The organism is Candidatus Methylobacter oryzae, from assembly GCF_003994235.2.
Classification (GTDB): Bacteria; Pseudomonadota; Gammaproteobacteria; order Methylococcales; family Methylomonadaceae; genus Methylobacter_A; species Methylobacter_A oryzae.
On sequence record NZ_RYFG02000108.1, the window covers coordinates 14,313 to 27,924 of the forward strand.

The following is a 13,612-nucleotide window of genomic DNA, read 5'->3' on the forward strand; positions in this document are numbered from 1 at the left end:
CTTCAGGAATCGGCCGACTCATGCTTAAAGCCAGGATTAAACAAAATGATTGGGAAACGCGTCGCTTACACCGGACTTTATGTTGAATCTGGCGCGGTTACGCTGGTAAGCCCCTGGTTGCTGGCCAACAATTTTTTTAAACGCCTTGGAAAAAGCCGATTCGGATTGGTAGCCCACTTTTTCGGCAGTCTGCGTGATACTGCGCCCTTGGCGCAGCAATTGGGCTGCGATTTTCATGCGCACCATGGCAAGAAAAAGATTGGGCGGTTGACCTGCTGTTTTGCTGAATCGTTTAAAAAACGTTGCGCGCGACATGTGGCTAAAATTAGCCATGACTTCAACAGGCCAGGCTTTTTCAGGCTCCTTAATCATTGCTTCCAATAATTTTACAAACTCGGGATTTTGCACGACTGCCCATAAGCCCGCCGATATTTCCTGAGTCAGCGCCATTTGGCGGATCACGTAAAAAAACAGGATGTCGGTTAGGCGCACGATCAGCGGTGAAGGTTCTTCGCCTGTGCGTTTGGCTTCGGCAATAATAAGGTCGAATATCGCACGGGTGCTTGCTGCTAATTCTGTATTGTTCGAACGGATAATTAAATAATCGGGAAAAGAATTCAGCAGCATTTCGCTCAGTCCCGGTTTGAAGTTAAAAAAGCCGCAAGCCAATGCAACGGCATCCGCTACGCTTTCATCAATCGGCGCCATAGACCCTTCTCTGACAAGACATAACGCGGGATCGTCGGGAGTCTCGTTCGGACTGAGATAATGCAAAGTTTCACGCAGAAAAAATACCGCATCGCCGCGGCGTAACGGAATGCTGTCTTGATGCTCCGGCAAGTGCATCCAGCAGCGGCCGTTTAAAACCAAGTGAAAACCTGCCCGCATATGTTCGGAGGGAGCGGCGCGCCACATGCCGCAATATTGACCTACATGAAACAGTGTGGTTTGGAGTTCAAGACTGGATAGAAGCCAATTGGCTAAATTATCAGTTGATGGTCGCATTTATATCCTCAACATACTGTTATTAAAAATAAAAATCAGTGTTTCGCTGTTAGGCTAGACGTATTTCCAGTATAGAGGAGGCTTTTGGTTTAAAGAAATGACTTTTATCGAGGTGTATTTCTCAAAAAAGCATATCTAATATTGAGATTTTTATGATGAAAATTAGTTGGAAATGCGTGTGAAGAAAATAGAGGGCTGGTAAAGATAAAATTTTTAAATATCAGCTATTTGATCTTCAATAATGGTTTGTATTTGTAAGCTGTTCTTTCGAAAGGCAAAATAGAGTCCAATACTAGGCCTTACTGAAGATTGGGCCAGAAATTCGGTAGTTTTCATTCATTTTTTATTGTTAAGGATACATTGTGGCGCCTGGTTTTCCGTAAAGCCTCTAGGACAACTGATAGCGGTAAAAGAATATCTTTGGTTAAATAACAAAAAATAGTTAACATCAACCCGATACCAACTCTGTAATTCTAAAAAATATGCCTCATAAAAGTTTCAAAACCAGTAAACCAAAATCCACCATTACCGCGCTTCCCGATTTGGGCATGACTGAGCAGGACTTTATTGCCGATTTCAAACGTTATTACAGTCATCGTCTGGGCCGGGACGAAAACAATACCTCTCCGCATTATGCCTATGAGGCGCTATCGATGGCTATCAGCGACCGGCTGATAGAACGCTGGAAAAGAACATTCAATACCTACAAAGAGACGGATTGTAAGAGAGCTTACTATTTGTCGATGGAATTTTTAATGGGCCGCACATTAAGTAATGCGATGCTGAACCTGGGCATTACCGATGCGGTTGAACAAGCGATGTACGATCTGGGCCTTGAGCTTGAAGAACTGGTTGAAAGCGAGCCGGATGCCGGTTTGGGCAACGGCGGTTTGGGGCGTCTGGCGGCTTGTTTTATCGATAGTTGCGCAACCTTGCAGCTACCGGTTACCGGTTACGGTCTGCGTTATGAATATGGGATGTTTTCGCAGGATATTGTTAATGGCGAGCAGGTGGAAAAGCCGGACCATTGGCTGCGTAACGGCAATGTGTGGGAAATTGAACGCCCTGAATACACGGTCAGGATTAAATTCGGCGGACGCACCGAATCGCATATTGATGAGATTGGCAATAAAAGGACCAGTTGGGTAGACACGCAGGATATACTCGCGGTCCCTTACGATACGCCGGTTCCCGGATACCGGAACGATACGGTGAACACATTACGCTTATGGAAGGCGCAAGCGACCGAAGAGTTTAATTTGCAGGAGTTTAATGCCGGCGATTACGCGGAATCGGTCGCGGCAAAGAATACGGCTGAAAATATTACGATGGTGCTGTATCCGAATGACGCCAATGAAAACGGCAAGGAACTGCGTTTGCGCCAGCAATATCTGCTTGCTTCCGCCAGCTTGCAGGATGTGATCGGTACCTGGGTCGGCCGTCACGGCAATAATTTTACCGAATTTGCGGCGAAGAATACGTTTCAGTTAAACGACACGCACCCGAGCATCGCAGTGGCGGAGTTAATGCGCCTGCTGATGGATGTTCACGGTTTGGTTTGGGATGAGGCCTGGGCGATTACCCGTAAGACTATGGCTTACACGAACCATACTTTATTACCGGAAGCGCTGGAACGCTGGTCGGTTAACCTGTTTAAGCAGTTGTTGCCAAGGCTGATGGAGATCATCTTCGATATTAACGCTCATTTCCTGGCCGAAGTCTCCGCTCATTGGCCTGGCGATACAGGCCGGTTGACCCGCATGTCTATTATTGAGGAAGGCAACGAGCAATACGTCAGGATGGCTTATTTGGCTATCGTCGGCAGTTATTCGGTTAACGGCGTTGCCGCGTTGCATTCGAAGTTATTGCAGCAAGGCCTGTTCCGCGATTTTTATGAGTTTTGGCCGGAGAAGTTCAACAATAAAACCAATGGCGTGACTCCCCGCCGCTGGCTGGCCGCGTGTAATCCGCAATTAGCCGAACTGATCACCGAAACCATAGGCGATGGCTGGTTGACCGATTTGTCATTGTTAAAGAAGCTTGAGCCTTATGCCGAAGATAAGCAGTTCCGCCAGCGCTGGCGAGAAATCAAGCAGGACGCAAAGCAAAAACTGATCGATTACAAGAAGCATGACCATGCCGTTGATTTTAATGTCGATGCGATTTTCGATGTCCAGGTTAAGCGCGTTCATGAATATAAACGCCAATTGCTGAATGTATTGCACGTGATTCATTTGTACGACCGCATTAAACGCGGCGACACGGCAAACTGGACGGACCGTTGCGTATTGATCGGCGGTAAGGCCGCGCCCGGCTATTACATGGCGAAAAAGATCATCAAGCTGATCAATAATGTCGCCGGCGTTATTAATTCCGATCCCGACGTCGGCAGAAAATTGAAGTTGGTTTTTCTGCCTAATTACCGGGTTTCCGCGATGGAGAAAATCTGTCCGGGCGCCGATCTTTCCGAACAGATTTCAACGGCAGGTAAGGAAGCTTCGGGCACAGGCAACATGAAGTTTATGATGAACGGTGCCTTGACTATCGGGACATTGGACGGAGCGAATATCGAGATCCGCGAAGAAGTCGGCGACCAGAATTTCTTCCTGTTCGGCCTGACCGAAGAGCAGGTTGAAGAAATGCGCCGTCATTACGATCCTAATGCGATTATTAGTCAGGACGAGGATTTAATCCGGGTCATCAGATTGCTTGAGTGCGGGCACTTTAATCAATTCGAGCCGGGACTTTTTGACGACGTTTTGGCATCAATAAAAAGCCCTTTCGATCCTTGGATGACCGCAGCCGATTTTCGCAGCTTTATCGATGCGCAAAAGCGTGTGGAAGCGGCTTATAAGGACCAGGAAAATTGGATCAAGATGAGTATCTTAAATTGTGCGAACAGCGGTAAGTTTTCTACGGACAGGACCATTACCGATTACAACGATGAGATTTGGAAGCTGGCGCCGGTCAGCATCAAGCTTTGAGCGTGTTTCATATCGTTTTGTTTGAGCCGGAAATTCCGGCTAATACCGGGAATATTATCCGGCTTTGCGCAAACACCGGCGTGCAATTGCATTTGATCAAGCCTTTGGGATTTGAATTGGATGACAAGAAGCTGCGCAGGGCAGGGCTGGATTATCACGAGTGGGCGACAATAAAAGAGCACGATTCACTGGCTGATTTTATCGACACTATTAAGCCGGGGCGAATTTTCGCGCTGACTACCAAAGGCACGAAAGTTTACAGCGATGTGAGCTTTCAGCCTCAGGATGCTTTTTTGTTCGGCCCTGAGACACGCGGCTTGCCGGCAGCGGTTTTAGCGGAATTAGGCGCCGAACAATGTCTGTATTTACCGATGCAGGCGGAAAGTCGGAGCCTGAATTTGTCCAATACGGTATCTATTGTTTTGTACGAGGCTTGGCGGCAAACGGGTTTTGCGGGGGCGGCGGTAAAATAGTTGGGGCGGGAACGATGCTCCGCTGTTAGGAAAGAGTACTCAGATGGCACGGGTCTGACTGCTTAACACAGATAAAAGTCAGAGCCGTCTTACTCGCTGGTTGTTCTTTATCTACGATTCGGCTTTTTGCTCTCTGGCCAATAAGTTTTGTACGGCGGCCAGCGGCGTTAAGCCCTCATATAAAACTTTGTAGGTTTGTTCGGTGATAGGCATGTCTACGCCGTATTTTTTAGCCAGCAAAAAAGTTTCTTTTGCTGCCGAGATGCCTTCGATTTCCTGATCGATTTCCTGTATGGCTGCCGCTGTATCCTTGCCTTGTCCCAAGGCCAAACCAAAACGCCGGTTTCTGGATTGATTGTCGGTACACGTCAGAATAAGATCGCCCAGCCCTGCCAAGCCCATAAACGTTTCCTGCCGGCCGCCAAGTTTGACGCCGAGGCGGATGATTTCATTAAGTCCTCGCGTAATCAGTGCTGCGCGGGTATTGGCGCCAAAGCCAAGCCCGTCGGCAATGCCGGCGGCTATCGCCATGACGTTTTTTACCGCGCCACCGACTTCTACGCCAATCAGGTCCGAGTTGGTATAAGTCCGGAATCGCTCGCTATGCAGGATGTCGGCCAAATGATTGGCAAAGTCCGGTTGGGATGAAGCAATAGTAATGGCGGTCGGTAGCTCAGCCGCTACTTCTGCTGCAAAGCTGGGGCCTGAAAGCAAGGCTGCCGGCGTTTGCGGAGAGAATATGTCTGCTACGACTTCATGCAGTAAGGAGCCGTTATCGGGATTAAAACCTTTAGTAGCCCAAGCTATTTGTAAGCCATTGGATAGGTGTGTTTTAAGCTTGATCAACGTATCTTTAAAGGCGTGGCTAGGTACCGAGACTAGCACTAGATTGCAGAAAGCGCTGACGTCAGCCAAGTCGGAAGTAATGGTGAGGTTTTCAGGGAAAATCCAGCCGGGTAAATAGCGCTTGTTTTCATGATCCTGTGTAAGCAACGCCATGTGTTTAGGATTGTGGCCCCATAATAGCGTTTGGCAGCCATTTCTAGCTGCCAAAATTGCCAGAGCCGTTCCCCATGAGCCTGCGCCCAGAACGGCTATTTTTTTATTCATCAGACGAACTCTTCGATAAAGCTGAGTTGAGCGGCTTGTCCGCTCAAACGAAACTTATGCCCTTTGGGTATAAAGCTGAGTTGAGCAGCTTGCCTGCTCAAACGAAACTTATGCCCTGTGGGTATAAAGCTGAGTTGAGTAGCTTGTCTGTTCAAACGAAACCGGGTATAAGCGCGGACGGATTAATTAATCGTGTCTGTGCCGGGCGCTTGTTGTGCTTGCTGTAAATGTTGGGCGTATAAAGCGTCAAAATTTACCGGGGCTAACAGCATTTGCGGAAATCCGCCTTTTATAACGAGGTCGGAAATAGCTTCTCTTGCATAAGGAAACAAGATGTTTGGGCAAAAGCTGCCGATCATCGGCCCCATTTCCGCATCTGAGAAACCTTCTAAAAGGAAAATGCCGGCTTGATTGACTTCCGCAAGATAGGCCGTTGTGTTGCCGTTTTTTACAGTGATGGTCACCATAAGGGTGATTTCATACATTGCATTTTCTAAAGGCTGGACATTGGTGCCCAGGTTAAATTCGACAGAAGGCTCCCATTTTTCGATAAACACTTTAGGGGAGTTAGGCGTCTCAAAAGACATGTCTTTGGCATAAATTTTTTGTATCGAAAATTGTTTTTCTACTGCGTTGCTTTCTTCGGACATAATGAGTTTTTTATGAATAAGGTTTAAGTTTTCAACCGGGATTTAGTTTTTATGCTTGCTGGCCGATTTTATAGGTAACTTGTAGTCGTTTTCCCAAGCTTGCATGCCGCCGATAATAACGAAGACTTGCTCGAAACCGGCTTTGGTCAATATCTTTCCGGCCGACGCTGAACGGGTCCCTGTCTGGCAGGCGATAAGGACTGGCTTACTTCTATGAGCTCCCAGTTTAGATAGCTGGTCCGGCAGGCTGCCTAGCGGAATGCTGACTGCATTTTCTATATGGCTTTTAACAAACTCGTCCGGCTCGCGAACATCGATAACAATTGTATCACTATCGTTCATTTTGGCGACAGCCAGCAACGGTGAAATGTGCTTGAACTTTTTGAATGCGGTGTCGAAAAATTCCTGAATTAACAAATAGCTAACGACAGCCATAGCGAGAGATAATACGTAGTGATTTAAAATGAATTCTAGATAACGGTCCATGGATAAATGTGTAAAGTTAAGTAAATGGGGAAAGACGAATTAGTGACTGGAGCAGAAGACATCCCGCATCATTTTTATCAGCTGTAGCATACGGGCGTCGTCAATAAAATAATAAACACGGTTGGCTTGTTTTTTAGAACCGAGAATATTTTTTTCTTTCAGAATTGCCAGATGTTGGGAAATATTGCTTTGACTGGTGCCAACCTGATCGACAATTTGTTGTACGCAGATTGAGTCGCTGCCCAGAACGCATAAAATTTTTAAACGCAATGGATGTGACATCGCCTTCAGGCAGAGAGCAGCTTTGACTATTTCAGTATCGTTATATAAATCGTGCTGCGGATTTTCAACTTTCATTAGGTCGACTTAATATTTCCGGCTTCTTGAATTCGATTAAAAAGAACTCGTGAAGAATTATTTATACACAACTGTTGTCAACGTGTATTAATATAATGGTTATTTGATGCAGTTGGTATGTTACCAAAAAATATGAAAAACCAGTGAATCTGGCAAAATAATACATCACTACGGCCATTTTTGGTAATGAAGAATAAAATGGGGGACAAAGTCGCCTATTTTATAAGGTAGTAGTACAAATTTTTTTAGTATCCCGAGATAAATTTAAAGTGCTAAATCGACCAAAGCCACTGGCATTAGCGATCCTTGACGGGTTCGGTTACTTGTTGGACAAAGAAAGCAATGCCATTGCAAAGACTAACTGGGATGAGTTACAAAAAGATTGTTCCGTGACTTTCAGTTGTTCCGGTTCTGTCGTAGGATTACTCGGTAGAGAAATGGATAACCCGGAAGTTGGCGATTTTCATACCGATACGGTTCGTTACGATTCTCAAGATTTATCCAAAGTTAACAATGCAATGGTTGATATACGTAATTATGCTAATTGCGGTACGGTAGAGCATGCCGACATAATGGATGTAGCAATCTTGGCTGTGAAAGCGCTTGATGCTTCATTACTGCGTGTGCTTGAGGCTTTGTCGGTAGGCGTACAAATGTTGATAACTGCCGCTCATGGCAATATTGAGCAGATGGTTGATAAGGAAACAGGGAAGCCGCAAGCGGCGCATACTACGACTTCAGTTTCTTCGGTGTATGCGAGCGGCAGTTTGTTTACTTTGTTTTCAACTGTGCCGGCGATGTCAGGCGTTTCTCAACCCGTTGAAATGACTGGCCGGTCTCTCATTAGATCTGTCTAATTTTTGGATGAGAAAGAAGCTGGTTTTTTGTATTTTACTGAGTCTGTGTGTCTATAAAAGTAATGCGGAAGTCTCGGAAAACAACGAAGAGCTAACTGAAGTTCAATCGGGCATGGAAGCGGCCGATCAAAATATGCAGCGTATTCAGCTGCAAAAAAATACTTTAAATACGCAGCTAGGTGAAGTTGAGAAACTTTATGGAAGGACAGCCGCTTTATTAAGAACACTGCAAGGCCAGGTAGAGCAAAAACGGCAAAATTTGATTAGAATCCGGCAGGAAAAACAGAGTCTTCAGGATGAAGTCGCTAAACAGAACAAAGAACTTGCCGGTCAAATAAAAGCTGCCTACGCAATGGGGCAAAAGGAACAATTGAAGCTGCTGCTTAACCAGCAAGATCCTGCATTATCCAGCCGGATGGTTGTGTATTACGACTATCTTAATAAGGCCCGTCTGACAAAATTAGCCGGTATTTCCGAATCTATGCAGCGCCTTGACCGACTGGGTAAGCAGCAGCAGCAGGAAACCGAGCTTTTAGAGAAAAGCCTGGAGCAAAAAAAATCAGAACAGATAGCGGCAGATGGCGTTAGAAAACGAAGGGCCGAATTGCTGAAGCAATTAAAAAGCGGCTTTTCTTCAAATGAACAACAACTTATTCATTTGAGAGACAGTGAAAATAAGCTGAGAAATCTGGTATCTTCGCTGCAAAGATCGAACAATGACCTGAATCTTGAGGTTGAACGTTCAAAAATGCTTAGCAAGGCCGCCGAGGTTTCGCCTGAGCCAGTTAAGAATTCGCCCGATTCCGGGAATGGTTTTCCTAAGCTTGAAGGTGATTTTCCTTCACTTAAGGGCCGGTTACCTTGGCCTGTGAAAGGTCGGTTGACCAATAAGTTCGGCAGTGTGCGAGCCGAAAGTACTGAAAATATTTGGGATGGAGTGTTAATTGACGCGAGTGAGGGAACGGAGATTCATGCGATTACCAGCGGAAAAGTGGTTTTTTCCGATTGGCTACGTGGATATGGCTTATTGATTATTATCGATCACGGTCAAGGCTACATGACTCTTTACGCCTTTAATCAAAGTTTATATAGGCAGGCCGGTGAGTGGGTGGATGCAGGCGAAGTCGTTGCTTCAGTGGGGCAAAGCGGAGGTCGTAGCCGCTCCGGACTTTATTTTGGAATACGTAACAAAGGTAAGCCGGTTGATCCGCTTGAGTGGTGCCGAAAATAATCGGGATCAAGTTAGTTAGCTTGTTTAATGGCCATGTTTTAGGAAATCGAGTGTTGGAGTTTTAAGGTACATGTTAAAAAAGAAAAATATCTTCATTTTGTCCTTAGGGATTATGCTGGGCGTTTTTATGGGCATCTGCGGCAGTGTTCTCGCCGAGCGGGATAATGCCGATCCTGTTGCCGACACAACGGAGGCTTTGCCTTATGAGGAGCTACGCACGTTTACGGAAATTTTTGGCCGAATTAAAAGGGATTATGTAGAACCCGTTTCCGATAAAAAGCTATTGGAGGATGCCATTCGAGGCATGTTGAGCGGGCTCGATCCTCACTCCGCTTATTTGGCTGCCGATGAGTATCAGGAGCTTAAAGAAGGTACAACCGGCCAGTTCGGCGGTTTAGGTATTGAAGTTACGATGGAAAACGGCTTTGTTAAAGTCGTTTCCCCTATTGACGATACTCCCGCGCAAAGAGCAGGCATTAAAACCGGCGACTTGATTGTTAGGCTTGATGACCAGCCGGTGAAAGGCATGACTTTGGCGGATGCTGTCAAGTTGATGCGCGGCGAGCCGGGTAGCAAGATTTTGCTTACCGTTGTTCGCGAAGGGGTCGAAGCGCCTTTAAAAATAACCATAACCCGCGACATCATAAAAGTTAAAAGCGTGAAAAGCCGGATGCTGGAAAAAGGATACGGTTATGTACGGATCAGTAGTTTTCAATCAGGAACAGGAGAAAGCCTGAAAGAGGCTCTAGCTGCGCTGAAGAAGGAAAACGCTGCTAATTTAAGAGGCTTGGTGCTTGATTTAAGGAATAATCCGGGCGGAGTGTTAAACGCGGCAGTTGAAGTGAGCGACGCCTTCATAAAGAGCGGTCTGATCGTTTACACCGAAGGACGTATTGAAAATTCGGAGATGCGTTTTAATGCCGCTCCCGATGATCTGATTGACGGGGCTCCGATAGTTGTGTTGATTAATGCCGGATCGGCGTCGGCTTCCGAAATCGTGGCTGGAGCACTTCAGGACCAAAAGCGCGCCGTCATCATGGGTGAAAAATCATTCGGTAAAGGTTCGGTGCAAACTATATTGCCAACCAGTAACGGTGCGGCAGTTAAGCTGACCACAGCCCGCTACTATACGCCTTCAGGACGATCTATCCAGGCCGAGGGTATAGAGCCGGATATTACTTTGGGCCGCGTTAAGCTGGAGTCATTGGAAAAAACGGAATTCAAACCGGTTAAAGAAGTCGATTTGTCGCGCCATTTACAAAACAGCAAAGGCAAGGTTGAGTTGGAGGCTGTTCAGGAGAAAGAGAAAGAGACATTGGAGAAAGACTATCCTTTGTATCAGGCTCTGACTTTGTTGAAAGGCATTAGTATTATTAAAAAATAAGCTTTAGCTTGTAGCGACAATCAACACCCGGATTTTGGCAGATATAAATATTTGCCGAAATCCGGGTTTTTTCGTTTTGTATTTTGGGTCGTTAACACAGGTCCAGTCATTAAAATATCTGCCGAGCGATTTTCTTGCTACGCCAAAGCAAGAAGTCTTATGAATACCAATTTATACGGCCAGCATGTAAATCTTTTGTGCCAGAACAGGCCGTTTGCGCCGTCTAGGCTATTTACACTTTGCTTATTGTTGAAATTCAACGGTTTTCGATAAACCATTGCAATACGGACTTCCCCGCATAAAGATAGATGATTGCATTTGTTGTGACGCTATTCTTTGTAAGTAATTGATTAGTAACTATTAGAAGAATAGCCATTGTTGAGCGTTTGCATATTCGTCAGAATTTTTACATTGTTGCGACTGTCGCTCTGCGACCCCAAGCCGAACTTTATTCAACGCCATAAAGCGGCCAATTACGACCTGCATTCAATTACATCCACTGTTAAGCATACTGCGCTATTCCATTTCCGAAAGACCAATTTTCCTTTTTAACTTCAACCAAATTGATCATAACATCTTCCATTCGGACGCCGAGCTCCCTATGGAGCCGGTCGGCGATAGTGTTGAAGAGCGCTTTCTTTAACGAAGTAGTTCGTCCTTCATTCAGCGTTATTTGTATGATGATAATTCCATCGGTTCGTTTGATATCGAGATAAGTCGGATCATAGATCAGAGTATCGCTATCGTGTTCAGTTACGATCTGGAAATTGTCTTTCACCGGCACATTGATGGTATCGACCATAGCTTGGTAGATGATTGCGCCAACCTTTTTTCCAAAGCCATTCGGCCTGTTTTTCATTAACGAGATGCGAACTAAGGGCATTGTTATATTTCCTGATTTTATTAGCGAAGCAGTTTAACTGCGTGAAATAAGCTATGAACCGGCAATAAATTTATATTTCTTCCCGTATCTTCACGACAAGCCCGGTAGCCGCTAAGGCAAAAAGACCGGAGGTCATAAAGGCCAAGGTGTAGTTCCCGAACAAACCATGCAAATAACCAGCTCCGTAGCTGGCTAACGCGGCACCGATTTGATGGGCAAAACAGATCCAGCCGAAAACGACCCCGACATTTTGTTTGCCGAATAGATCCGCTGTAAGCGCTGAGGTTGCCGGAACCGTCGACAACCAATTCAGCCCGTAAACCACGGAAAAGGCCATCAATTGCCCGGTCGATTCCACATAAGGCAATAACATTAGTGAAATACCGCGAAGCGCATAATAAATCGCCAGCGGCCAGCGCTTGCCGAAGCGATCGCATAACCAACCGGAAAAAATGGTGCCGGCAATATCGGTTGCGCCCATAAGGCCTAAGGATACGGCCATGGTCATTTCCGGGAAACCGTGCTCGATGCCGTGAGAAATCAAGTGCGTCTGAAATAAGCCTGAGGTGGTAAAGCCGCAGATACCGAAGCTAAAAGCCAGCAACCAAAACTGTGGATTGGCCATTGCAGAACCCATCGGGCTTGGGTCAGGCGGCATCTCAGGCGCAGCATGCCCATTGTCGCCATAAGGCTGCAATCCTTTTAAGCCGGGATTATTAGCCATGAACATCATGACCAGAGGCAATACGACCAAACCCAGCATTAAAGCGATAAACAGCGTTACCGCCCGCCAACCTAAGTGAATGTTCAGGTTCATGATAATCGGCGTGAAAATAAGTTGGCCAGACGAAAAAGCCGCCCCCAAAATCCCCAAAGCCAGGCCGCGCCGTTGCCGAAACCAGCGATTAACCACGGCCGATCCCATCACGATTGAAGTTCCTCCCGAACCGGCGCCTATGATTACGCCCCAAAACAGGTACAGTTGCCAGGGTTCCTGCATCAAAACACTGCCGCCTGCACCTAAAGTCACCAGGGTGAGTGTTATCAGCGTGACGGCTTTGGTTCCGTACAAATCCATCAGCCTGCCTAAAAAAGGACCGGCAAGCCCGAATAACAGCAGATTGACCGAAACGGCGCCGCTGACTGTTTCCCGGCTCCAGTTAAATTCATGTTCCAGCGACAGCATAATGATGCCCGGAACGGATCGGAGCGCCGATGCCGCAAACAAACAGGTGAAAGTAACGGCGAGTACGGCCCAGGCATAATGAATGCCGGCAGGTTTAGTGGTTGTCATGATTGGCGGCGCATCCGAAAGGGTTAAAGTAAATGATCTCGTTCCCACGCAACGCGTGAGAATGAGGAACTCCGCTATCTACAAATCACGGCGCGTCTTCCAGACCATCAAGCAACTCAATCAAGCGAGTCACGCCCTGAAGCAATATCCCGCCGACACCCAACGCAAACCAAACGCCAATCACAAACCCCCAATGAATCGGCGCAGCGAAAAATTCCTCCCTGAACCAGAAAGTATGACCCCATTCATTGAAGCCGACACTGACCAGGATCATAAACGGCCCGAATACCGCCAGCGTCAACGGCAGCGAAATACCCTTCGCATACAGCGGCAAGCGGGTGCGGGCATAAACCCAGGCGCTTCCGCCTAAGATGACGTACAGCGGAAAATTGAAATAAAACTCGATAATATGATTGGCCGTAAACGGCGTGTCGCGAATCGCCACCTGATGCCAGGAATTATCCTGTTCGGCAAAATAACTGCCGGCCCAGTAGACCGCAAAGGTGTAAACGCTAATCCACATGGTCAACGTGAAATAGCGGCGAATTTCCTCTTTAGGGGCGATCGAATCCAGGTTGCGATCCCGTGAAAGCCATAAATAGCCCCATAAACCCGTCGTAAATAGCGTAATAATTACCAGCTCGATATAAAACAAACGCATCCAGTATTGCTCGAAGGCGGGTTCATAGGAATCCAGTCCGGCGGAAACGGCAAACTCGCCTTGATACAAACGTAAGCCAATGTAGATCACAGTGAGCATGCCGAAAGCTTTTAGGTAAGTGGGCAAATCTTTTAAATACCAGGGCGCGTTCTCCAGTTTTTCAAGCGGGGCTTTTAATTGCCCAGGCAGCGCGGCCTTTAATTGTTCGGATGATAGTGCCATGATGTTCTCCTGATG

13 protein-coding genes are annotated in these 13,612 nt (G+C 46.6%); 5 read left to right on the forward strand and 8 right to left on the reverse strand.

Features of this window, described 5'->3' with window-relative positions:
• Positions 1-36: 36 nt before the first annotated feature.
• The gene (locus EKO24_RS15095) at positions 37-1,005 is read right to left on the reverse strand and encodes an AraC family transcriptional regulator (protein WP_127028219.1); all 969 of its coding nucleotides are present in this window, start codon (positions 1,003-1,005) and stop codon (positions 37-39) included.
• 482 nt (positions 1,006-1,487) lie between these two features.
• Between EKO24_RS15095 and EKO24_RS15100 the strand changes: the two genes are divergently transcribed.
• Together EKO24_RS15100 and trmL are read left to right on the forward strand one after the other, a co-directional pair.
• Positions 1,488-3,989: a glycogen/starch/alpha-glucan phosphorylase gene (locus EKO24_RS15100; protein WP_127028220.1), complete on the forward strand. Its 2,502-nt coding sequence runs from the start codon at positions 1,488-1,490 to the stop codon at positions 3,987-3,989.
• Between the two features lie 2 nt (positions 3,990-3,991).
• Positions 3,992-4,462, forward strand: a complete 471-nt coding sequence (trmL, locus tag EKO24_RS15105; RefSeq protein WP_127028221.1) for a tRNA (uridine(34)/cytosine(34)/5-carboxymethylaminomethyluridine(34)-2'-O)-methyltransferase TrmL — start codon at positions 3,992-3,994, stop codon at positions 4,460-4,462.
• Between the two features lie 111 nt (positions 4,463-4,573).
• On the opposite strand, the gene EKO24_RS15110 is transcribed toward trmL, so the two are convergent.
• The 4 genes from EKO24_RS15110 to EKO24_RS15125 form a co-directional block, all read right to left on the reverse strand.
• Positions 4,574-5,572, reverse strand: coding sequence for an NAD(P)H-dependent glycerol-3-phosphate dehydrogenase (locus EKO24_RS15110; RefSeq protein WP_127028222.1), 999 nt, complete (start codon positions 5,570-5,572; stop codon positions 4,574-4,576).
• Between the two features lie 182 nt (positions 5,573-5,754).
• Entirely contained in the window at positions 5,755-6,222 is a 468-nt protein-coding gene (secB, locus tag EKO24_RS15115) for a protein-export chaperone SecB (protein ID WP_127028223.1), read from the reverse strand.
• Between the two features lie 42 nt (positions 6,223-6,264).
• Complete coding sequence (locus tag EKO24_RS15120; protein ID WP_127028224.1) at positions 6,265-6,708, reverse strand: rhodanese-like domain-containing protein; 444 nt, start codon at positions 6,706-6,708, stop codon at positions 6,265-6,267.
• Positions 6,709-6,747: 39 nt separating this feature from the next.
• Positions 6,748-7,065, reverse strand: coding sequence for an ArsR/SmtB family transcription factor (locus tag EKO24_RS15125; RefSeq protein ID WP_127028225.1), 318 nt, complete (start codon positions 7,063-7,065; stop codon positions 6,748-6,750).
• Between the two features lie 323 nt (positions 7,066-7,388).
• On the opposite strand from EKO24_RS15125, the gene EKO24_RS15130 reads away from it, so the two are divergent.
• The 3 genes from EKO24_RS15130 to EKO24_RS15140 all read left to right on the forward strand — a co-directional run bounded on the left by EKO24_RS15130 (position 7,389) and on the right by EKO24_RS15140 (position 10,537).
• Entirely contained in the window at positions 7,389-7,922 is a 534-nt protein-coding gene (locus tag EKO24_RS15130) for a hypothetical protein (protein ID WP_136949091.1), read from the forward strand.
• Positions 7,923-8,034: 112 nt separating this feature from the next.
• Positions 8,035-9,153, forward strand: coding sequence for a murein hydrolase activator EnvC family protein (locus EKO24_RS15135; protein WP_241674570.1), 1,119 nt, complete (start codon positions 8,035-8,037; stop codon positions 9,151-9,153).
• A 70-nt stretch (positions 9,154-9,223) separates the two neighbouring features.
• Entirely contained in the window at positions 9,224-10,537 is a 1,314-nt protein-coding gene (locus tag EKO24_RS15140) for a S41 family peptidase (protein ID WP_127028228.1), read from the forward strand.
• A 502-nt stretch (positions 10,538-11,039) separates the two neighbouring features.
• On the opposite strand, the gene EKO24_RS15145 is transcribed toward EKO24_RS15140, so the two are convergent.
• From EKO24_RS15145 to amoC, 3 genes are all read right to left on the reverse strand, one after another.
• Positions 11,040-11,420, reverse strand: a complete 381-nt coding sequence (locus EKO24_RS15145) for a tautomerase family protein (protein WP_127028229.1) — start codon at positions 11,418-11,420, stop codon at positions 11,040-11,042.
• 70 nt (positions 11,421-11,490) lie between these two features.
• The gene (locus EKO24_RS15150) at positions 11,491-12,714 is read right to left on the reverse strand and encodes an MFS transporter (RefSeq protein ID WP_127028230.1); all 1,224 of its coding nucleotides are present in this window, start codon (positions 12,712-12,714) and stop codon (positions 11,491-11,493) included.
• A gap of 85 nt (positions 12,715-12,799) precedes the next feature.
• Positions 12,800-13,597 carry a bacterial ammonia monooxygenase, subunit AmoC gene (gene amoC, locus EKO24_RS15155; protein ID WP_277752509.1) on the reverse strand — a complete coding sequence of 266 codons (798 nt, stop codon included), beginning with the start codon at positions 13,595-13,597 and terminating at the stop codon, positions 12,800-12,802.
• Positions 13,598-13,612 lie beyond the last annotated feature (15 nt).